This is a genomic window from Streptomyces iakyrus, from assembly GCF_000717055.1.
In the GTDB taxonomy this organism is placed as follows: domain Bacteria; phylum Actinomycetota; class Actinomycetes; order Streptomycetales; family Streptomycetaceae; genus Streptomyces; species Streptomyces iakyrus.
The window spans coordinates 289625-311916 of record NZ_JNXI01000027.1 but is presented as its reverse complement, the minus strand read 5'-3'; the positions used below and the strand labels follow the sequence as shown (position 1 = coordinate 311916).

Sequence of the window (22292 nt, the reverse complement as noted above, 5' to 3'; positions counted from 1 at the left end):
CTTCCCCCCTTGGTGATCGCGCCCGCGTCGCCAACCCGCTGACACACCCCATCCTCACATGGCAGGCTTCCTCCCATGGGGGAACGGCGGTGTCTGCTGGTGGGGTCGCAGTGCGACACACAGGAGCACCTCTCGCGTCTGGGCCGGGCGGTCACCGATCTCGACGCGGTGTTCCGGGACCTGGCCCTGGGCGGTTGCCGGCCGGCTCTTCCCGACGGCACCTCGCTCCTGCTCGATCCCGACGCCTCCGCCCTGGAGGAGGGCCTGCGCACCGCCGTCGCCCGGGCCTCGGCGGACGGCGCGACGCTGTTCGTCGCCTTCACCGGGCACGGATTCGCGACCGCTTCGGACTTCCACCTGATGACCCGGAAGTCGTCGGTCGGCAAGCCGGAGTCGGCGTACGCGCTCGGGAAGTCGTTCACCGACCTGCTCCTGGAACATCCGCACCTCGACGGGCTCGTCCTGGTACTCGACGCCTGTGAGTCCGGGCACGTCCTGACCGTGCTTGGGGACGTCTTCAAGGACATCGCTCGAAGCACAGGGAAGCGATTCGAGGTGCTCGTCTCCACCGGTTCCGGCGCCGCGTTCGCCTGCGCCTTCACCGCGGCCCTCGCCCGGCTCATGCGCAGCGGGACCGGAACGCCCCGGGCCTTCCTCACCGCGCACTCGGCGCTGCCCCTGCTGTGCGGGCAGCTACGCGCCCAGCACCCGTCCCATCGGGTCTACGACCGCGGAACCGAAGTCTCCTACAACGACCCCTCGTTGTGGCTGGCCCTGAACGCCTCACGGGCCCGCCGCGGCATCGAGCAGCTGGCCGACCTGCTCACCTGGTACCGGCCGACCGCCGGAGCCGACACGCTGGCCGGGCAACTCGACGGCCATCGCGCCGTGGCGGTCACCGCGCCCGCCGGCCAGGGCAAGTCGGCGTTCGTCGCCTCGCAGGCCGCGCAGCACGACGCGGTGGCCGTCGTGACCGCTGCGACGACGCCCGAGACCTTCGCCGAGGAACTGGCCCGTGACCTTCGCCGACTGCCAGGCTTCCCGGCGGCTGTCAGCACGTTCCGGCAGACCACGCCCGACGCGGTGCTGGCCGGCCTCGACGCGCTGCACGCCCAGGTCCTCGGCCCCCTCGCCCTCCTCGGGCAACCGGCACGCGTGGTCGTCGACGGGCTCGACCAGTTGAGCGCCACCGCGCACGATCCGGTGCTGGCGGGTTTGGACGACCTGGCGTCGGATCCGCGGCTGGAGCATGTGTCCCTCCTGGTCACCGCACGGACCGGGGCGCGACTGCCGCACGGTGCCCGGGAGTTCCCCCTCGGCACCGCCACCCGCGCCGAGCTGGCCTCCTACCTCACCGAGCGCGGGGTGCCCCCGCACCTGCACGCGACCATCCTGGACCGCGCCGACGGCAACTGGCTGGCCGCACGCACCTACGCGGACGTAGCCGGCGCTCTGGAAACGGCGGACGACCTGCCGAGCTCCCTCGGCGCGGCGTTCGACCGATCCCTCGATGCGGCGAGGACCCGTCCGGACCGGGGCGACCCGCTCCTCGACGCGGTGCTGACCGTACTGGCGGCCGCGGGTCCGGGGCCCGTGCTGCCGATGTCCCTCCTCATGGAGGCCGTCCGCTTGCTGGCGGGACCGGAGCCCGCCCACTTGGTGCGAGACGTCCTGGTGCGACTCCAGGGACTGCTCGTGCGCTCCGCAGCGGGCACGGACGAGGAACTCGTGGGCTTCTTCCACGCCCTGCTCGTCGAACACCTCACCTCGGGTGACGACCTGGACCTGTTCGAGGACCTCATGGGCCCACCGGCGCCGGACGGCACCGAGGAACCGCTGCCCCCGTCCCGCCGGGTCCGCGTGACCGACGGGCACGGCGCGCTGGCCGATGTGCTGCACGCCCGTGTGCCGCACCAGACACAGGGTCACGGGACCCAGCCGTTCGACTACGCCCTGGCGGCGGAGCCCGAGCATCTGTGGCGGGCCGGCCGGCAAAAGGCCGTACTGCACGGGCTGCAGTGCCGCACCGCGGCCCGCCCCGCCGACAACCTGGCCCGTTGGAGTGCGTGGCTGCCACGCCTCACCGACGCTTTCGGTGAGCGAAGCGCGGAGTCCCTGACGGCCCGTCACCAGCTGAGCGGCTGCACCGAGGCGACGGGGCGGCGGGCCGAGGCGCTTGCCCTCGCACGCCGACTGGCCGACGACTGCCGGGCGGCGCTCGGACCACGTCACACCGCGACGCTCGCTGTGCGCCACGACCTCATCCGGTGGGACGACGGGGGCGACCTCGACGAGCGCCTCGAGCAGGCTCACGCGCTCGTGTCCGACGTGCAGCAGGTCCACGGGCCCGCGCACGCCGACACGCTCGGAGCCCAGCAGACCGTCGCCTGGCTGATCGGCACGCGGGATCCGGCCCTCGGCCGGACCTACCTGGAGGAGATGCTGCCCACCGCCACCAGGGTGCTGGGGGCCGGTGACGCGCGCGTGCTCCTGCTGCGGCTGAACATCACCTACCGATTGAAGCAGGAAGGCAGGCAGGAGGAGGCACGCAGCGCCCTCGCCGAACTCGTGCCCGAGATGGCCGCGCGCCTTCCGGCACACGACCGGCACGTCCTCACGGCCCGGGCCAACCTGGTCGAGCTTACGGCGGAGTGTGGGCGCCACGAGGAGGCTCTCGCCCAGTCGGCGGAGCTCGTGTCCGCGATGGAGCGGGTCTACGGCGACGAGCACCCCGACGTCCTCACGGTCCGCAGCAACTACGCCGTACACCTGCTGCGCGCACACCGGCGGTCCGAGGCCCTTGCCCTGCTGCGGCAGGTCGCGAACGACCAGACGCGGGTGCTGGGCCCCACACACACCGTCACCCTGGCCACGCGTGCGTTCCTCAACCGGCTGGATGGAGGCTGACCCCTTTGCCCGACGCATCCGAGCCCGCCGCGCAGGACCTCTCCGAGCAGAGGGCCCGTCTGACCACCAGTATCAAGCTGGCGATGCGACCACACGGCGGTAAACGCGACTCGCTGCTGCACAACGGCAGCACGATGGCAGCCATGGCCGCCACGACGGTGGCGACCGTGCTGCCGGTGGACTACTCCACCTGGGCCCGTGTGGCGGCGGGCGTGGCCACGTTCCTCATCGCGGTGGCCCGCGCCCTGGACTTCGGCGCACGCTGGCGGTGGCACCTGAACATGCGCTCGCGCTACGCCGTCCTGCTCGACCGGGTGGACCAGGCGGCCCTGCTTCCGGCCGGCGAACAGGCCGGGGCTCTGCACCGGATCTACGAGGACTTGTTCAAGGTGCGGTCCTTGGAACGGGGCATCCCCGGGGTGAGCGCGTTCAGCAACTCACTGCCCGGCGGTTCATGAGGAGGGCCCGGTGTGGGGCTGAGCGAGCCCATACCAGTACCGGGCCTCGTCCTCGTCTCCCTCCGCGGACGCCACGTCGCCCAGCAGCGACAGCACGGCCGCAGGCAGCGGATGCTGGGCGGGCCCGGGCGGCTTCGCCGCCTCGGTCGTGGCGACGGACTCCTCCAGGGGGCGGAGGCCGGGCCGGGCCTGCGCCGGTTCGTCCTCCTCGGACACCTCCGGCGCCCACACCTCCCGGGCGCGCTCCCGCTGCCCCATGCTGAGCAGCAACTCGGCGAAGTCGTAACGGGAGGCGGACTCCGTCTCCGGATCGCCGCACGCGATGGCCTCCTCGAACCACGGACAGGCCTCCTCCGGCCTGCCGTCCGCGACCAGCACCTGCCCCAGCAATCGGAGTGCCTGCAGGCGGTGCTCGCCGTCATCTGAACGGGCCAGCGGCAGCAGGACCTCCTCCGCCTCTCGCAGCAGGCGCATACGGAACAGAGTGCTGCCCAGATACCGTCTCGCCAGCGGTTCGACGTCCGGGTCCCCGGTGTCCAGCGCGTCGGACAACAAACGCCGAGCCTCTTCTAGTTCGTTGTCGGAACGCCGTACGACGCCGAGCAGGGCGCCAGCCCGGGGCGCGGTCTCCGGATCCGCCACGCTGAGCGCGCCCTCGAGGAGTTCTCCGGCGGCCTGTACCTCGCCGACGTCCAGCAGGTACTCGCCCATGCCGAGGTAGGCCACGGCGATCGCCTCCGCGTCGCCCGAGCGTTCCACGCCGAGTAGGAGTTCCTCGGCGGCCGCGGTGGATCCTTCACGCAGCAGGAGCACGCAGAGGTAGGCGCGGGCGACCTCGGTGACGTCCGAAGGCTGGTCCTCGACCACGGACCGCAGCAGTTCCCGGGCGTCGTCGTTCTCTCCGTCGTCGAGCAGGAACTTCGCCAGCTGGAACCGGGCCATCTGAGCCACGGGCACCTCGCCCGTCTCGCCCGCCTGCCGCAGGTGACGCAGGCCCTCGGCGCGTCGGCCGCCGTGCACGTGGACCATGCCGAGCAGGGTGGTCGCCCAAGCCACGGCGGTGGCGTTGTCCGACTCGGCGACCACACGCAACAGGCTCTCCGCCCGGGAGAAGTCCTCGTTGTCGGCGAGCATGACGGCGAGGTCGAGCCGGGCGATCAGCGACCACTCGCCGTGACCGGAGTCGATCGCGGCGCGGTAGGCCTCCTCGGCCTCCCTGACCCGGCCCTCAGCCGCCAGGATGTCACCGAGGATGTCCCCGGCGCGCGGCGCCTGATCCGGGTGCCCGGAGCGCATCACCTCCGTCAGCAGTTCCCGTGCCCGGGTCGTGTCCGGCGCCTGGGCCGCGAGCAGGGCGGCCAGGTTGATGCGGGCCAGCTGCGTCCAGTCCCGGTGCCCGAAGCCGATCGCGACGCGGTAGGCCTCCTCGGCCTCCTGCGCGTGGCCTTCGGCCGCCAGGAGTTCGCCCAGGATGTCCGCCGCGCGCGGCGCCTGCTCCGGGTGCCGGGACCCGGTCACCTCCGCCAGCAACTCCCGCGCCTCGTCCAGGTCGTCCTGCTGGGTGGCCAGTACGAACGCCAGGTCGACACGGGCGGTGTGGGCCCAGTCCGGGTGGCCGGAACCGACCGCGCGGCCCAGCCATTCCCGGGCGGCTCCGGCGTCCTCTTGGGCGGTGTACCACTCGCCGAGGACACAGGCCGCCCGCGGTCCTTGGTCGGGGTGTCCCAGCTCGGCCACCTCGCGCAGCAGGGGCAACGCCCGTGCGTCGTCGCCTTGCTGGAGCAGTGCGATGCCGAGGGCGACCTGGGCGACCGGGACGAGCAGCGGATGCCCGGAGCGCAGTACGGCCTCCAGCATCTCCTCGGCCTCCGCGTACCTGCCCTGCAGGATGTACAGCTCGCCGAGTCCCGACTGGGCCTGCGGGGCGGCATGGTATCCGCCGCTGTCGGCCGCCGATTTCAGCAGTTCCTCGGCTCGGTCGAGCTTGCCCTGGTGGGCGTAGATTCCGCCGAGGTTCACCGAGGCCAGAGCGGTGATCTGGCCGGCGATCGACTCTCCGAGGGCCCGGGACAGGGCCCACGGCTGCTCCCCGAGCTCCGCGGAGTCGGTGCGGGCCGCACCCGCTCCGGCGCCGGGCTTGACCCGCTCACGGCCCGTCCGTCCGGCCGCTCGTACGTTACGTGCCTCACCGGTCACCACGCGAAGCCACTGGGTCTGGGCCAGCGTCGCCACCTCTGTGTCCCCCGCCGCCAGTACCGCTTCCAGCAGTTCCTCGGCCCGTTCCGCCTCGCCCTGTTCCGCCAGCAGCCGGGCGAACCCGACCTGGGCCATCTGCGAGACCTGCGGGTCCCGGGAGGCCACGGCGGTCTCCAGCAGGGCTCGCGCCCGCGTGCGGTCACCGGTGACCATGAGCACCCCGGCCAGGTCGACCTGGGCCAGCGGGACCACGTCCTCCACTCCCGAGGAGACCGCTGTGTCGAACAGGGCCGCCGAGCGCGCGAAGTCGCCCTGGTAGAGGTGTATCTCACCGAGCATCAGCGAAGCCCAGGCCGCGCTGTCCCGGTCTCCACTGGTCTGCACGACCTGCTGGAACATCCGCTCGGCAACCTCCGGCTCCTCGCGCATCAGGGCCACGTACGCGCTGTGCAGCAGGTCCGCGGCGGGCCGGCGTTCGGCGAGGTGCTCCCAGGCGAGGAGGGGCACGGCGGCGGACGGGTCGTCGGAGCGGGTGTCCAGGTACTCGGACAGGTAGGGCGACCCGGCGTACGCGGGCCCGCCGTCCGGGCCGGGGACGCGGTGCAGCAGGGCGATGCCGCCGGCGACCGGTTCGCGGGCCCAGGTCAGCCCGGTCAGGTACAGCTCGTCGTTGGCGTCGAACTGCGGTTGGTGTGCACCGAGGTAGGCGCCGAAGAGCTCGCGCAGCACGGTCTCGGAGACGGGCTCGGTCATGCCCATCCGCTGCCAGTCCGTGGCCGCCTTCACCAGGGCCCAGCCGGCGGGGCAGCTCTCGGCTCCGTCGGCGAAGCGCTGTTCCAGGGCGGGGGCGGCCACCATGAGTTCGCCGATGCCGCGGGCCGCGAAGTCCTCGCCCGGATACAGGTCCCGGGCGACCGCGGTGTCCGCCGCCCCCAGCCGCGACGGCAGTTCGACGGTGCGCGCCTTGCCGAGAACGGTCCGGGACACACGGCCGACGTCGTTCTCCATGGCCGTCAGCGCGGCCCGTTGCTTGGCCGGGATGGTGGCGACGACGGTGACGGCGGGGTGCCGGCGCGTCAGCCGGTCTAGGATCTGCAGGTCCAGACCGCCGGGCCGCAGGTAGCGGTGCAGGTCGTCCAGCCAGAGCACGCTCGGGTCCTGCCCGGTCGGCAGCGTCAGCCGGCTGAGGTCGTCCAGTGCCCGCTGCTCCGGGCCGTCGGGACGCGGCACGATCAGCCGGGCCCCCGGAGACGTCCGCAGCAACGCCTCGTACAGGGTGCGGGACTTGCCGGCCTTGGAGCGGCCGGCCAGCACGACGAACCGGGACTCGGCGAGGGCGGCGTCCAGCTGCCCGTCCTGCGGATGCCGCGGCACGTAGGGTGCCTCGCCCGGACGGTTGCTGTACTTGGATCGCGAGACACCGATGTCGTACGGGTCCACCTCGCCGATCCGGGGGATCCGCCCCTCCCCGGCCAGCGGGATCCACAGCAGGCTCTCCAGCCGGTTGCGCAGTTCCCCCGTCGTCGCGTCGCGTACCTGCGCGGCGAGCGGGGGCCAGTACCGGACTAGCGTCTCGACCTTGATGGCGTAGGCCGTGCGCCGGTCGACCTTGGACACGGAGTCACGGGCGACGAGCATCCCCACCACGCCCTGGCTGTTCATGTCCCACACCGGGGATCCGGAGAAGCCTTGTTCCAGTGCCCATCCGGTGTGCGGGCTCGCCTCCACCTGCAGCCACTCGCCGCCGGCATGGCCGATGATCTCGCCCCGGACGGGGACACCTTGGCGGGGATGCTCCTTGGGGTAGCCATACGCGCGGAAACGGTGGTCCCAGGTGCCGGGGTCGGTGGTGCGCAGCGGGGCGGGCTCGGCTTCGGCCGGTGCCGGGGCACCGAGTTCCAGCACCGCTATGTCCCCGGAGTCGGACCCGGTGGCCGGGTGCCAGCCGTCGGGCACGACGGTGGCCGGGATCGCGCCGTGCTCCTGGGCGTACTGGAACTCGACGTACACCGGATCGTCGGGCACACCGAGCGCGCTGCCCGGCCGTACGACGTGCGCACAGGTCAGCACGTGGTGGGGGGTGACCAGCAGACCGGCGCCGACCGGGTTGTCGTCCCGGGAACGCCGGACGCTCACCAGCCAGGGGGGCCGCTCCCGCACGGCGGACACCGCTTCACTCACCGGGGGTTCGATCGGGTCCGCTCCACTGGAGCCTGACGCTGAAGTGGCCCTCGAGGGCCGTCCGGGCGACGACGACGCCGGACTCGGCGTTGAGCTTCATCCCGAACTCGACCTCGTACGCGTCCGGAGCGAGGGCTGCAACGGAGTCGACGACCGACCGGAGGGCGGGCCGGACCGAGGCCAGAGCCTCCTCCAAGCGGCGGCCGGCCCGCACGACGCCGTTCGGATCGCGGGAGATGAGCTCGAGTCCTGCGTCGTCGTCCTCCACCTCCACCATCAGCGACGCCCCGTCAGGACCATCGAATCGCACCAACTCGGCCATGAATCCCCCGAATCAACTCCACCGGACGCTGTCCGTGCAGGATAGTGGGGGAACTCCGGCTGCGTGCGGGTTTGCGGTGATACGTCAGGGTCGGCCGGCCGCTGGGTCCGGAGCAGGCCGTGTCGCGCAGCGGCGGAGGCCTTACCAGGAACGACAAGGGTCCGCAGGGGATCCGTTGGGGGGCATCGTGGACGACAGCAGGCAGGGCATCGCGGACGCTCTGGCCGCCACCGGCACGACCGACCAGGAGGTCGCCCTGCGCGTACTCGGGCACGCCCTGCGGTGGGCCACGGCCGTGATACGCAGGCTTGACGGCGGGGCCGGGGGAAGCCAAGCCCTCGCCGCTCTGTACGCGCTGGACGAGGCCTTGGAGAGCGGCCGGGACCTTGCCGAGGCGCTGCCGGGGCTGCTGGCCGCCGCCCGGCCGGGGGACCGGGTGGCGCGCGGCACGGACGAGTTGACGCGTGAGCTCGTGCAGACGGCCGACCGGGTCCGCGGCGAGCGCGAGACTCTGGAGAAGCTCGCGGCCTCGGAGGACACGCTGCGCCGCCGGCTCGCCGAGCACGAGGCGCTGCGTCGGCAGGTGGACGAGCTGCGCCGGCTGGAACGGCTCGTCGTGGCGCTGGACGCGCTGCGCGAGCAGCAGCAGATCATCGGCGCACGGCTGGCGGAGCTGCGGGGGCGGGACGCCGGTGTCGACGAGGCGCTGCGCACGAGCAGTGGCGCGCTGGTACGGCTCACCGAGGACCAGCTCTCGGTGCTGGCCCCGCAGACCCGGCAGGTGCTGGAACGGGCGGCGACGGCACAGAGCGCGCTGGCCGCGGCGGAACGCGAGTACCAGGCGAGCAGTGAGGAACTGGCCTCGTACCAGGACCGTTTGGAGAACGTCCACGCCGCCCAGGGGGCCCGGCTGGCCTCCCTGAACCGGCACGCCCGGGCCGACCGGGTGCTCGCCCGGGCACTGCGGGAGGCCACCGGTCCGGGCGGCACGACCGCCTCCGCGCCGCAGGAGCGTATGACGCCGGAGCAGGTGGAGGCCGTCGCGGACACCATCGAACGGCGTCTCCGCGAGGCCGACGAGGCCCTCGCCGACGTACTGCGAGAGCGTGAGGAGCAGGACACACAAGGCCGCGACGTCATTCTGCGCACCACCGGCTGACCGGTCCCTCACCGCGCCCCGGCCGTGCAGGCCGCCCCGGCTGCTCGACACCGCTGGAACGCCCAACCGTCCGACAGCCGGCCCGGCACGGTTCACAACCCTTCGTGCCGGTGGACGGGTGGCGGGGGCGGGACGTCGTCGGGCCGGAGTTCGGGGCCGGTGGCTTCTCCCCGGGCGTAGCGGGCGGCCATCCGGCCCTCCATGCTGCCGAGCAGTCCGCGCACCGTGCGGGCGTTGCCGAAGGCGGCGGGATCGGCGAGGCGGGCGGCTCGCAGCCAGCGCGCGGCCCGCTCCGGGACTCCCTCGGCCAGGGTGTAGCCCTCGGCGGCGGCCATCCTGCTCAGGATCTCGACCAGGTCCGCCATGGAGTACTCCGGGAAGGGCACCCGCTCGGTGAAGCGTGAGGGCATGCCCGGGTTGAAGGCCAGAAGTTCGTCCATGTCCCGCGGGTAGCCGGCGGCGATCACCACCAGGCGCCCCCGCCAGTGCTCCATCTCCCGGATCAAGGTGTCGATGGCCTCGGCGCCGAACCCGCCGTGCCCTTTGGTGTCCCGGACCAGGCTGTAGGCCTCGTCGATGAACAGCACACCGTCCAGCGCGTCCTGCACGGCCTTGCACACCAGCGGAGCGGTCTGGCCCACGTAACTCGCGACCAGGTCGGCCTTGGTCGCCTCGATGACGTGGCCCTTGCGCAGCAGACCCAGGTCGCGGAAGAGCGCCCCGATCAGCCGGGCCACGGTGGTCTTGCCCGTTCCGGGCGGCCCGGTGAACAGCATGTGGGGTGGGAGGAGAGGGCCCCGCTTGCGGAACTCCTGGCGCATCCTCAGTCTGTTGGCCAGGTTCTCCAGCATCTCCCGTACCGGGCCGAGGCCGACGTAGTCGTCGAGTTCGGCCAGCAGGGCCGCCGGGTCGGGTGCCGGGCGGGGCAGGTAGGCGCGGTAGGCATCGGGAATGTCCTCGGCGGTGACCGGCTCCCCGACGTCGCGCCGGACGCGACGGGCCCATTGCTTGGCGACGGCGTCGGCGAGGGTGCGCATCTCCCGGGCGTTGGCGAAGTCCGGGTTCCTGGTCCGGTGCATCTCGGCGACGATCTCCCGCAGCCGGTCCGCCGTCCCCTCAGCGAGCAGCAGACCGCGCTCCGCCAGCCGGCGTTCCAGGATGGCCTGGAGCGTGCCGGGGGCGTAGTCGGGGAACTCGAGGATGTTGTCCAGCGGAAACCGGCCGGCGAGGCCGGGGTTGGCCGCGAGGAACTCCTTCATCTTCCCCGGGTATCCGGCGACGATCACGACCAGCCGGCCACGGTCGTCCTCCATGCGCTTGAGCAACGTCTGGATCGCCTCGTCGCCGAATCCGTCCCGCTGGTCGCTCAGTCCGTACGCCTCGTCGATGAACAGCACCCCGTCCAGGGCACGGTCGACCGTCGCGTTGGTCAACTGGGCGGTCTGGCCGACGTATCCGGCGACGAGGTCACTCATCTGCGCTTCGACGAAGTGACCGCGGCTCAGCAGGCCGAGATCCCGGTACATTTCACCGACCAGTCGCGCCACCGTGGTCTTTCCCGTACCCGGGTTTCCGGTGAACACCAGGTGCAGGGCGGGTGGCTCCGCGCCGGTGGCCCGCCCGCGGGCGCGCAGTTCCGCCGCGGCCTCGGTCTCGGCCCGCAGCTGCTCGAAGTGTTCCAAGAGCATGCCCATTCCGGGCATGGACTCCAGCCGTTCCCACGGGGTGCGGCCGTCGGCGGACACGGTGCCGAGCCACTGCCGTACCGTGTCCCGGCTCAGCGTCCCGCCCTGTCGGGCCAGTCGGGCGAGCCGCGACTGCCAGGTGAGGGCCTTGCCGGGGTGGGCCGCCATCGCCTTGACGATCGGGTCGAGTTCCACCCAGTCGGCGATGCGCAGATCCTGCCGAAGCCGCACCGTGTGGATCAGCCGTTCCAGCTCGGCGGCCTCGGGGTGGCCGACCCGGAAGGTGCCGCCACGTCCCGGCGCGGCCCGCTGGTCATTCACGAAGGTCTCGAGGAACGGGAAGCTCCCGCGTACCCGCAGGAACTCGGCCACGTCGTCCAGGGTCGCCTTGCGGAAGACCAGAATCCACAGGTTGCGGTCGTCGCCGTGGTGCGCCCACCGCTCCATGGCGCCCGCCAGCTGCCGTGCGGCCCTGGTGTGGTGCAGGATCTCCTCGGCCTGGGAGAACACCACGGCGGTGCGGTGCCGCGACTGGCGGAGATAGCCGGTGAGGGTCATGACTCCGAACGGGTCGGATATCCCCGTCGACGGCGCAGGGGGCGCCGCCCCGCCACCGCTGCCGCCGGGCGGCGGTGGAGCGGGATGCGGCTCCGGGCCGGCGCGGGGCGTGAAGTCCCGTACCAGCAGCCCGTCCAGTGGGCCCCTGAGCTGTGGATGACGCATGGTGCGCCGGTCCGGCGCCCGGGAGGCCGCGGCTGCCCGGGCAGGGGCGCGCCGGGACAGGTCGCGGGAGGCGCGGTCACGGAAGTACACCGGATGGTCCAGGGAGCTGAAGACGATCCGCTCGAAGCCCTCGGCCCGCAGCAGCCGCCACAGGGCCTGTTCCAGGACGCACACCTGGTAGGCGCTGTCGACGAAGACGTCCCCCACGCCGGGTCCGTAGAGGACGGTGAACGGCTCACCGCTGTGCAGAGCGGCCGGGTCCAGCCGCTCCGTCGTGGGACCCGGCACGGACGGTGTCTCCGCGGCCGTCGCGGTCATTCTGCCGCCTTCCTCGACTGCCTCTGCTCGGCGGGACGGGGCGCGGGGCGCGGGGTGGGCAACTGACCGCCGCCGGGCGTGTCCGGCTCGCACTCCGGCGCCGACACACGGTGGCCGTCCGCCTCGAGCGCCTGCTGGATGGCCCGGGCACGGTCCATGAGTTCGGCCTCGGCCGTGACATCGTGGTCGTAGGACAGCACCCGGATCACACACTGGTCCGAATCCCGTTCCGCCTGGGAGACGTTCACCACGATCTCGTTGCCGTTGGCGCCGTTGCGGAGCTTGGCGTAGTAGCTGCCGCGGGCGTCGGCGTTCTCGTACTTGCCGTCGACGAGGTCGTAGTACGCGTAATCGCTGAGGGTCTGGGCCACCGCGTCGGCGAGGTTGACCCGGATCTGCGAGGCGAGGTGACGCATGCCCGCCCGCTCCACCGTGCCGCCCAGGGCCTGCTCGAGCCGGGTGGCCTCCTGGTCGCGCAGGCCGCGCAGCTCGTCGGTGTCCGTCACGTCGTCGCGGGCCCGGGCCAGGGCGTCGGCGGCTTCCTGGCGCAGCTCGTCGAACTCGCCCTCCGACCAGTGGACGACGTCCAGCCTGTACCCGGCCAGTGCCTCACCGTCCGGCCCGATGACCGGCCGTTGCTCATTGCCCGCGATCAGTCTCTCGACACGGACCAGGGCTTCGACCGCCTCCGACTGGGCCGAGCAGCGCTCCAGTTCCCGGTGCTCGGTGTCCACCCGCAGGTCGCTCAGCGAGTGGAAGGTCTCCTGTGCCACAGCGAGGGCGGCCTCGAACCGGCCTTCCGCCACGTTGTGCTCCACGGTGGCGAGCCGTCCGGTCAGCCGGTTCAGTGCGCCGGGCGCGTACCGCTCGTGCGGCAGAGTGTCGGCGATCAGTGCGGCCATCGTGCGAGCGTCCGCGAGCCAGGCTCGCACCATCTCCTCGGCGCGCGCCTCGCCCGCCTTGATCACTTCGATGTCCTGGGACAGCCTCGTCATCTCTGCGCGGCGCTCGGCACGTTCGGCGGCCAGCGCCCGCGTGGTCTCCTCGTGCTGCCGGGCCAGTTCCCGGCGGGTCTCCTCCCGGATCCGGCCGGCGGTCTCGTCCAGCGAGCGGTGCAGGTCCGCGGCCTGCTGCTGGAGCCGGCGCGTGGTGTCGGCCTCCAGTTGCCGGGTCTGGTCGCTGAGCGCGCGAACGGCTTCCTCGTGCCGGCGCTGTCGCTGCTGGACACCAGCGAAGGTGCGGTCGATGTCCGCGCGTGTCTGGGACCGTACGTCCTCGATCAGCCGGGGGATGTTGCGCTGCACCTCCTTGAGCTGCTGCGCCTTGCGCTGAATGCGGTACCACTCCGACTCGTCGACCTGAATGCGCTTCCTACCGCTCATGGTGGTGCTTCCTTCCTGGGGACGTACGGGGTGACGTGCGGGGTGGCGTAGAGGCGCGGACGGCGTCGACCGCGCTGTCGAACGCGGTGAGCAGCCCGGTGGGTGGTACGCCGATGAGCAGGGCCTCCCGGCCGGTCACGGCGATCTCGGCGGTGCGGGGCCCCTGAGCCAGTTCGTGCCCGTGGACCGCCAGGCGGTCAGTGAGGTGGTGGATCCGCTGGTTGGAGCTGCCGCGCAGGCCCCGGCCGTCGTTCAGCGCGGCTACGTAGGTACCGTCGATCAGCACGTCGACGGCGGCGAGCAGGTCCGGTACGCCGGGTGAGGGAGGCCGGGTCAGCAGGTGCTCCAGACGGTGCCCGCTGAAGCAGATGACGGAGACGTCCCTGATCAGCCGGGCCTGGCAGACCAGCTCGGCCAGGCCGCCGGCCTGCTGCATCGGCTCCCCGCCGGAGAGGGTGAGACCGGTGACCCGGGGGTCGGCCAGGAGTTCCGCCGCCAGCGCGCCGGGCGCGACGTGCCGTGCCGGACGGTCCGGGATCCAGTCCGGGGCGATGCAGCCGGCGCAGTGGAAGGGACATCCCTGCACCCAGACGACGGACCGTACGCCCGGCCCCAGCGCCTCGGTGCCGATGTGTGTGGCGGCGACGTTGAGCACCGTGGCGGTCATCGCGGCCGCCCGCCCGTGGAGGTGACGCCGTCGGCGCGCCGCTCGGGCAGATAGGTGAACGACACTCCGTTGACCACGACCTGACCGCCGGGCCCGCATGTGGCGTCGCTCTCCCGGCCGGCGGATCCGTCCGGTGTGTAGCGGATCCGCAGATCGACCCGCGGTCCCTGCTCGGTAGACCGGCGCCGTCCGCGCACCGAGCCCCGTCCGCCGATCGCGTGTGGGCGCAGGTCCACCCGGCGCCCGTTGAGCTGGATCCGGTCGGGCAGTTGCCCGCCGTAGACCGGGGTCAGCAGCAACTCGCCGCTCAGCCGGGGCCGGTTCGTACGCCGCCACCGGAGCCAGCAGGCCAGCAGGACGGCGAACATTCCCGTGAGGAGGGCGGGCAGGAGGGCAGCGGATCCCACCGTGGCCCGCAGCGGCAGCGGTGCGCCGGTGACCTGGACCCGGCGCGGTACGTCCAGGCGCACGTCCGCGGCGAGCGGCCGCTCCCAGTCGGAGCTGACACGTCCGGCCACGCTCAGGCGGGCGTCGGTGTCCCGGTCCCGGCGGAACGGCAGCGGGCCGTCCGGGAGGGTGCCGCGCACCCTCACGGGGAATGTGCGGGACTCCCCCGGGCCCAGGGTCACGGAGGACGGCAGGCCGGAGATCCGCAGGTCGTCGCCCGGCACCGACACGTCCAGGCCACTCACGCTCAACGGCACGTGACGGGCCGTCGAGCGCAATGTGAGGCGCGCGGTGACCGAGCCGCCGGTGATGTCGCGGCGGGGGCCGTCGGACCAGGACGCGGTGATCCCCTCGCCCTCGTCGCCCGCGAGCAGGAGTCCCGCCTTGCGCGCCCGGGCACCGTCGCCGGCCCGCTTCAGGTATCCGCCGAGGTCCTCGATGCTGTCGGGGCGCAGCACCGTCGTGTCGTCGACGACCTCCCCCAGCAGCTCGGCACCGGTGGCGCCGTCGCCCAACGGCAGGGCGTATCCGGCCAGCTCGGTGCCCTTGCCGATGTCCTGCGCCCGCTCGTACAGGTCGGTCCACGCCGCACCGGTCGACTTCGGGTAGCGCGATCCCTTGGGCGGACTGTGCTCGCCGTCGGTGAGCAGCACCACCGAGGCGACCTCGGCGGCGTCCTCCCGTTCGAGCTCGCCAAGCGCGCTGTTCAGGGCCGACCCGACATCCGTCTCGCCGTCGGGGTCGGGGGACGCGGGCAGCCGGGACATGATGGCGTCGGTGTCACCGCCCGAGCCGACGTAGCGCGGCTCGGTGCTGGAGTCGAAGGTGAACAGCGCGATGTGGTCCTTGGCCGACAGGCCGTCGAGGAACTGGCGCAGGGTGGAGCGGACGGTGTTGTACCGGCCTTTGTTCGCCATCGAGCCGGAGGTGTCCACGAGGACCACGTAGTCGGCCGGTTGTTCGTCCAGTCCCAGGGCGTCGTAGATCTCGGCCCGGGACGGAGCGGTGTCGGCGGACGCCGTAGGCGCGGCGAAGGGCAGGAGGGCCAGGAGGCTCGCGGCCACGAAGGCGCCCCGGGCTCGCCCGGCGCGGCGCCGGGCAAGGCCGGCCGTTTCCTTGGACGGGGGCACGGCCGACGGCCCCCCGGCGGATGACATCACGAACGAGCTCCCTCGATGTGGGTCGGCAGGGCGCCGAGCGGGTGTTCACTGGGCGTCCCGGAACCCAGCGGGTGCAGGACGAGACGGGCGGTGCCGTCGACGGCGATTCGGACGCCGACGTGGTAACGGGCTCCCTCGGCGCTCGCGGGGACCGTCAGAGTTCCGATCTGTGTCGCGTTGCCGCCCCGCGCGTCGCGTACGTGTATCCGCACGGGTCGCGCGGCTCCCGAGCCGATCGGCCTGGTCCGTACGCGGACGCGCCGGCCGCCGGTCTCGGCGAAGACGGTCGCCCCGCCCGGTTCCAGCGCTCCCGCCGGGCTGACCAGCAGATCCTCCGCTTCGATCTCGCCGCCCAGGGTCCGGTGGGTGCCGACGTAGACGGCGTACGGATACCGGTCGGCGGGGTCGACCCGCCCAGCGGCGACCAGCGCGGCGCCGAACGAGGCCGCCAGGGCGGGGTCCACACCGCCGGGCAGCGCGACCGGCGCTCGGTGATGCTGCGTCAGGTGGCGCAGAAGCGTACCCGACCGCGCCACGCCGCCCACCGCGATCAGCGGCGGCGCCGAGTCGTCCCCCGTCTCGTCGAGCACGGCGTCGAGCCCTGCGGTGAGCCGGTCGAGGGCCCGTCGGAGCACCCCGACGGTGATCTCTCCACCTGCCACCTCGAGGACCACGGTGTCGTCGTACCGCCCGGGACGGCGGGCGCTGTGACCGAGCGCGACATCGAGTCGCTGCTCCGCGCCGTCCCGGGTTCTGGCCCGCGCGAGCGCCAGGCGGGTGGCCCCGTCGTCCGGCAGCCCGGCGCCGGTCAGCAGCGCCGCGTCGAAACCGGCGGCGAAGCCGTCGCCAGGGGCTTGGCGTGCCGTGCCGGTCACCGCCACCGAGCCGGGGGCGAGGGCGCACACCGATACCTCCACTGCGGTAGCGCCCAGGTCGCACACCAGGTACCGGTGAGCGGTCGCCGTGCCCGCGTGCCGCAGGAGGGCCAGGACCGCGTGCGGGTGGCTCAGCGTCCGTAGCCGCGGCATGGGGGCGGTGCCGTGGAGGGCGGTCAGCACGTCGGTCGCCCGGCGCGCGTGGGTGGCCCGATCGTGCTGCGGGACGACGAGTACCACCTGCTCGGGGGTGCCGTAGTGCTCGCGGTACACGGCGTACGCGGCCCGAAGGGCAGCAGCAGGGTGGCCTGCCGTGTTTCCGGAAGCGGGCAGGCCCTCCCCCGGCACCTCACCGGGCAGCGCGGCCAGGGCCGGTGTGCCGTCCGAGCCGACGTGGGCGACGCGGGTGAAGCGGCCGCCCGGGTCGATGGCGATGGCCGTGGGAGTCGTCATCGCCGCATGCCCTGGAACCAGTCGGGGCGGCGAAACACAGGCCACCGCGCCTTGTGGCCCGTCCCTTGCGCCGCCGCCGGCAGGGGTGCGGCGGTCTGGGGCGAAGCTGTCTGCGGCGGCGCGGGAGCGGTCACCGGCGACGCACCGGCCGGTGGCAGGGCGGTGAGCGGTGCCGTGGTGGGCGGCGTGCCGGTGAGCGCACCGTGGAGCCGCTGGTGTTGGTAGGTCTCCTCCGCGTGGAACCGGTCCAGCAGGTCCGCGACCGCCCCGGTCCCCTCGCTCCGGCGCAGCGCGCTGTAGAGGACCAGGTCGAGGTTCGGTGCCGTCCGGTGCAGCGGCGCCGCGAGGGAGTAGGCGATCCACGGGCCGTTGGCCCGGATGAAGTCCGCGATCGCGGAGAGCAGTTGGGGGCTGAACCTGCCGCCGGGAGCGGCGGTGGCGATCAGCCGGGCCAACCGGTCCATCGGCTGCTTCTCACGCACCGCGCGGCCGAATTCCCACACCGATGTGAGCCAGCTGAGGTGGTGGCGCCGGCTCAGGTCCCGCACTAGGTGGTCGGGCAGGTCGAGGCGGAGCCAGCGGGCGTGCTTCTCGGTGAGCCGTCGGGCCAGGCCGTCCCGGACGAGGGATTCGGTGGAGACCCGCTGCGCCATCAGCAATTGGAGCACACACCAGCTGTGTGGATCCGGCTCGTCACCGAGCAGGGCTTCAACCGCCACCGCTGTGGAGGTCTGGTCCGTGTCGACACGCCGGCTCAGGGCCGCGGCGTACGCCTCCTGGGCACGGGTGTCGGTCAGCCGTCGGGCGCGGGGCATCCCGGACGGGATCCTGGAGCCGTCCGCCGCGTGTGCGTGCAGAGCGCGCAGCAGGTCGGCGTCCGCCGCGACCTCCGGTGCCAGGCTCGCGCCCTCGGCCGGGGCGAGCCTGTCGAGCGCGGGCAGCAGCCGTGCGGACGCCTCCCGGCTTCGGGCGACTTCGCGCAGGCGGGGCCACATCAGATCGACGACCTCCGGCCGTCCCTCGGCCGTCGCCAGTTCAAGGGCGGTCTCCCACGCGTCGTCGTGTGCTCCGACGAACTCTTCGGCGTCCTCCGCCGTCGCCTGCGCGAAGCCCGCCCGTCCGGTGAGGGCCGCGGCGAACCGCGGCCATCCGGTGACGCCGCCCGAGGCGCCGCCGACCGCTCGCGTCGCCAGCCGCACGAGCGGCGCCAGGTCGCGTGTCCTGTCCTCCAGCCAGCTGCTGAGCCAGGCCAGCCCCGCCTCGCGGGAACGGATCAGGAGGGTGTCGGCGGCCTCCGGTGCCCGGCCGAACGTCTGCTCCGCCCAGTAGACGAGGTATCCGGTCCATTCGGGCCTGTGCTGCGGGGCTGACACCAGAGCGGTCAGCAGTTCGTCGAGTGCACCGGGCCGTTCGGCCTCCAGGGCGTGCAACAGTCCCAGATGGCCCCGCGCACGCTCGAACGACTCCCTTGTCCCGCCGCCCGCGACGACGTCCTCGGCCAGCAGGTGCGGGAGGGACCGGCTCCAGTGCCGCAGCAGCAGCGCACGCGCGGGCCCGCCCTCCGGGCCTTGCGCGCACCGGGCCAGGAAGGGCAGGAGAACCGCGAGCCGCACCTCGCCGAGGGACTCCACCGGGTACCGCTCCAACAGCCGCTGTACGTCGTGCAGGTCACCGCGGCCCTGCCGGACGGCCTCGATCACGGAGTCCAGCAGGTCGGCATCGCGCAGCGCCCGCAGTGCCTCGGCCGGGTTCTGCACCGGGATGACCTCGGTCCAGCCCAGCAGGTGCTCGACCAGTTCGGCGGTGGGCCGGGGTTTCGCCCGCAGCCGGAGCAGTTCGCTCAGGTAGGTGCGGGCGGCGGTGCCCTGCGGATCGGGCGGGCTGCCGGTGCCCGGCCAGACCTCTACCTGCCCGGTCGTAGGGGTGGCGGTGAAGACGAGCCGCAGTGCGTGATCGGACTGCCCGGCCCAGGTCGCACCGCTCAGCCAGGCGCGGCAGCCGTACGGCAGGAGAGCGCAGACAGCGTCGAGGACACGGACCCGTTCGGTGACCTCCGGGAGTGTCGTCCCGGAGGGCGGGACGATCGCGACCCGCCGGTTGTCCAGGAGCAGGGCGGCGACGCGTGCTGTCCATTCGAAGCCCAGCTCCTCCGCCTGTGCGGCGAGTTGCCCGGCCTGCGGCCGGGGCGGGGAGAGGGGCACCGGGTCCCCGCTGGTCGGCAGTTGGCCGTCGTGTGGCAGCGCCTGGTCCAGCGCGGACCAGGTCAGCCGGGCAGCGCCTGCCTGGGACCAGTCGAGGAGGAACAGTCGCCAGGTGTAACTGGGGGCGCCGGTCCCGTCCCGGCTTCCGTCCCAGGTCGTCTCGACGGTCGCGCAGACCGGGGTGGGGTCGGTGCGCACGCTGCCGAGGAACACACGCCAGGGCAGTGCCGCCGCCGGTTCGCGGCTCTCGGGGGTGCCGGTGGCGGCAGCCCACAGGTAGGACTCGGCCCGGTCCGGGGGGAGGCTGCCGTCCAGCACCTCGTATCCCATGACCTGGCCCGGGTGCTTGCCCAGCACGGCCCAGTGGGCGGCCAGCCGGTCCTGGCCCAGCTCCTCGTTCACCGCCGCCACCCCTTGCGGGCGTCCCGGACAGTACGGATCTTGCGTTCCAGGTCCGTCAGCGGCTCCAGCACGTTGATCGGCTCGGGGGAGGTGCAGATCCGGCGCACTCCGTCGACGATCTCCTCGTTGGCGTAGTTGCGGTAGTCGAAGACGTGCTGCGGGTTCAGCCGGAACCCGATGGCGGACGTCGCGTAGTAGGTGATGCGGTCGGGGTGGAAGAAGTTCGCGAGCCCGTCGCGCACCAGGCGCGCGGTGGAGCCGCGGAACTCGTCGCACAGCCACTGGAAGTAGCGCTCGCTGAGGTGCTCGGGTATGCGCGGCAGCTGGGAGCCGACGGTGTCCTGGGTGACCCAGCCTGCTTCCACGGCGGGCCGGAATACGTCCGGGTGGTCGAACTTGGCGACACAGACCGACACGTGGTGCGGCAGCCGGCCCCGGTAGTGGCCGCCCGCGTCCCTGATCCGGGTGTTCAGTTCGTTCAGCGTCGAGTAGAAGAAGGTCAGGCTCTGGGTCAGTTCCTGGGCGTCGCCTAGCGGGTCGAACAGGTAGATCAGGCCCTGGGAGCGGGCCAGTTGGTCGACCACCTGGGTCTGGAGGGGGTTGCTCGGCCGGAACGCCTCGCCCGGCGCGTCCTGGATCTCCAGGACGAAGCTCGGTTCCCGGGTGCGCCTGCGCATCATCCCGGTGCCGGGTTCCTGGCCCTGGAACGACCAGCTCATGCCCGTGACAGCCACGGTGCTGCCGGGGAACTCGCGCTGGATCGCAAGCTTGGACACGCTGTCGCTGAGGAACGTGTTGGCCTCCGCGGTCATGCCGCTGATCAGCCAGTTGCCCTGCCCGTGGCGCTGGTACTGCATCGCCGCGATGGGCAGTGCGGCCAGGTACGTGGTCTTGCCGGAGCGCGGCGCGCCCCACAGGCCGATGCGTACGCGGTCCGCGGCGGTGCCGTCTTCCTGGGGGGCTGTGGGGATCCGCAGAGGTTCGAGGTTGCCGTCCTGCACGGGTGGCATCGGCGGCGGGAGGGTGGGCTGGGACGGATAGGCCGGCGCGGGGCCGGCGTCCGTGCGTCCGGGGGCCTGGGGCGGTACTACGCGGGGAGACCACCGGGTGCCGGGCTGCTCCGGCTCGGCGGGCTGCGCGGCTTCGGCGGGCTGTGGGCCGGCCGGACCGCCAGCCGGGGTGCCGGTGCCGCTCGGGCCGCCGCCGGGCTTGTCCTCATTGGGGTTGAAGAACTCTGGGGCCATGACGTTCTCCTCGTGCGGGAAAGGAATTCAGAGCAGGGGGGTGGCGAAGGCCAGACGGCAGGGTGGCCCCTCCAGTCGCCAGGGCGGGACGAGTGCCTTGGCGACATCGGCCGCCGAGTCCTGGCCGGGGCGGAAGGTGCCCTCGGCGGAGAGTTCGGCCCAGGCCGCGTCGGTGTAGCGTCGCGCCGCGATGCCCGGGTGGTCCTGCGGTGGCGGCCCGGTCTGCGGATCGGCCCTGGTCATCACCTTGACGCCGGCGGAGCGCAGGCGGCCGAGTTCCGTTCGCCAGTCGGCGCCGAGCGGGCAGGCCGGGATGATGCCGTGCTGTCGGGGCTGGCCGGGCGGGCGGCGAGCGACGATCAGGAGGACGCGCCGCACGTCCTCGGAGCTGCCCGTGGCCGCGCCGACGAGCAGAAGTACCGCCCGCAGCGCGTCTTCCAGTGAGGAGGCCATGTCCTGTTCGCGCCTGGCGGGCCGCCAGCCCGCCAGGGCGGTGAGCGCGGCGGGGGCGGGTCCGGCGGGGACCGGTGGCAGCAGGAGGGTGCGCCGGGAGGTGTAGCCGTTCTCGTGGATTTCGTGGTCGTAGTGACCGATCGCCCCGGTGCGGATCGCGGCACCTGAAGCGTCCTGCCCGGACAGTGTGGTGAGGAGGTCCCGGGCGAACGCCAGCCGCTCCTGCGTCTCGTCCCGGTCCGCGCCGCTGAGTTCGACCGTGAGGAAGACCTCGAGCCTCGGCGGGCGGAGGATCCGGTGGGGCAGGCCCGTGAGCAAGGCGGGCACGTCGACGGCGGCCGGTCTTCTCGGCGCGTGCGCGCTTCCTTCCTGCGGGGTGACGAGTTCGACTTCGCCGGGTCCGCGCAGGACGAACCGTAACCGGACCTGGGACAGCGCAGCGACGGTGACCTCGTGCACGGTCAGGGGCTCGGCTCCGGTGCCGTCGGCCGCGGGCCTGCCCGCGAAGACCGGCAGGCGCACGGGCTCGGCGCCTGAGACCCCGCCGTGCACGGTGACGTCCGCGACCGCCGTCTCACCACGGCGGAGCCGGCCCCCCGCCGGGAAGAGCACGTGGCTGTGCGTCCGCACGGCACCGGTGGACCGGTCGGCCCGGGCCAGTACCAGTGTGTGATCGGCGAGCAGGGGCGCGGTGCGCAGCACCTCTCGTACGGCTTGTGAGGTTGTGCCGTCCGCGTCGACGGCGCTGCCCCGCCCGAGTTCGGCTCGGAGGGTGTAGGTGGTACGCACGGCGGCCGCGGCCCGCTCCAGCAGGACCCATCCGGTGCGGGGGGTCAGCAGTACGACGGACTGCTCGTACGAAGGGGGGATGTAGGCCTTGAGCCAATGCAGAACGGTCGTGTCGAATTGCCTACGGGATACGGGAGGCAGTGTTCCGATACCGCCTGCGAGTTGGAATCGGCGGATGCTGTCACGGGAATCGATCATGGGTGCCAGAGAGGGCCATTGCATACTTCCCGCGTCAGCCTGCCGGGGAAGTCCGCCTTCCCCCACCGCCAC

At 72.8% G+C, this 22292-nt stretch carries 13 protein-coding genes; 3 read left to right on the top strand and 10 right to left on the bottom strand.

Annotation, left to right across the window (positions count from 1 at the left end):
* The first annotated feature begins 75 nt into the window (after positions 1–75).
* Both OO68_RS35015 and OO68_RS35010 read left to right on the top strand, forming a co-directional pair.
* Positions 76–2907, top strand: a complete 2832-nt coding sequence (locus OO68_RS35015) for a tetratricopeptide repeat protein (RefSeq protein ID WP_157852783.1) — start codon at positions 76–78, stop codon at positions 2905–2907.
* Between the two features lie 5 nt (positions 2908–2912).
* A complete protein-coding gene (locus OO68_RS35010; RefSeq protein WP_033313328.1) occupies positions 2913–3365 on the top strand; it encodes a hypothetical protein in 453 nt (150 codons plus the stop codon).
* Here OO68_RS35010 and OO68_RS35005 read toward each other — a convergent pair.
* Together OO68_RS35005 and OO68_RS35000 are read right to left on the bottom strand one after the other, a co-directional pair.
* Positions 3360–7742 (bottom strand): tetratricopeptide repeat protein, encoded by a 4383-nt coding sequence (locus tag OO68_RS35005; RefSeq protein ID WP_245237277.1) that lies wholly within the window; start codon positions 7740–7742, stop codon positions 3360–3362. The genes OO68_RS35010 and OO68_RS35005 overlap by 6 nt on opposite strands.
* A complete protein-coding gene (locus tag OO68_RS35000; RefSeq protein WP_033313326.1) occupies positions 7735–8064 on the bottom strand; it encodes a CU044_2847 family protein in 330 nt (109 codons plus the stop codon). The genes OO68_RS35005 and OO68_RS35000 overlap by 8 nt, the downstream gene beginning before the upstream one ends.
* Positions 8065–8251: 187 nt before the next feature.
* Here OO68_RS35000 and OO68_RS34995 point away from each other — a divergent pair, with 187 nt between their 5' ends.
* Positions 8252–9223 carry a hypothetical protein gene (locus OO68_RS34995; RefSeq protein WP_033313396.1) on the top strand — a complete coding sequence of 324 codons (972 nt, stop codon included), beginning with the start codon at positions 8252–8254 and terminating at the stop codon, positions 9221–9223.
* Between the two features lie 92 nt (positions 9224–9315).
* Here the strand turns inward: OO68_RS34995 and OO68_RS34990 are convergent, their stop codons facing one another.
* The 8 genes from OO68_RS34990 to OO68_RS34955 are packed head-to-tail and all read right to left on the bottom strand — an operon-like array spanning position 9316 to position 22220.
* Positions 9316–11949, bottom strand: coding sequence for an AAA family ATPase (locus tag OO68_RS34990; protein WP_033313325.1), 2634 nt, complete (start codon positions 11947–11949; stop codon positions 9316–9318).
* Positions 11946–13331: a hypothetical protein gene (locus OO68_RS44675; RefSeq protein WP_106974492.1), complete on the bottom strand. Its 1386-nt coding sequence runs from the start codon at positions 13329–13331 to the stop codon at positions 11946–11948. The genes OO68_RS34990 and OO68_RS44675 overlap by 4 nt, the downstream gene beginning before the upstream one ends.
* Positions 13321–13998 carry a 4Fe-4S single cluster domain-containing protein gene (locus OO68_RS45790; protein ID WP_106974491.1) on the bottom strand — a complete coding sequence of 226 codons (678 nt, stop codon included), beginning with the start codon at positions 13996–13998 and terminating at the stop codon, positions 13321–13323. Before OO68_RS45790 ends, OO68_RS44675 begins: the two co-directional genes overlap by 11 nt.
* Positions 13995–15602, bottom strand: a complete 1608-nt coding sequence (locus OO68_RS34975) for a VWA domain-containing protein (protein WP_033313324.1) — start codon at positions 15600–15602, stop codon at positions 13995–13997. Before OO68_RS34975 ends, OO68_RS45790 begins: the two co-directional genes overlap by 4 nt.
* Entirely contained in the window at positions 15602–16933 is a 1332-nt protein-coding gene (locus tag OO68_RS34970; RefSeq protein WP_033313323.1) for a hypothetical protein, read from the bottom strand. The genes OO68_RS34975 and OO68_RS34970 overlap by 1 nt, the downstream gene beginning before the upstream one ends.
* Positions 16930–19536 carry a hypothetical protein gene (locus OO68_RS34965; RefSeq protein ID WP_157852782.1) on the bottom strand — a complete coding sequence of 869 codons (2607 nt, stop codon included), beginning with the start codon at positions 19534–19536 and terminating at the stop codon, positions 16930–16932. The genes OO68_RS34970 and OO68_RS34965 overlap by 4 nt, the downstream gene beginning before the upstream one ends.
* Positions 19533–20780, bottom strand: coding sequence for a hypothetical protein (locus OO68_RS34960; protein WP_051814903.1), 1248 nt, complete (start codon positions 20778–20780; stop codon positions 19533–19535). Before OO68_RS34960 ends, OO68_RS34965 begins: the two co-directional genes overlap by 4 nt.
* Positions 20781–20807: 27 nt before the next feature.
* Positions 20808–22220, bottom strand: a complete 1413-nt coding sequence (locus tag OO68_RS34955) for a hypothetical protein (protein ID WP_245237276.1) — start codon at positions 22218–22220, stop codon at positions 20808–20810.
* Positions 22221–22292 lie beyond the last annotated feature (72 nt).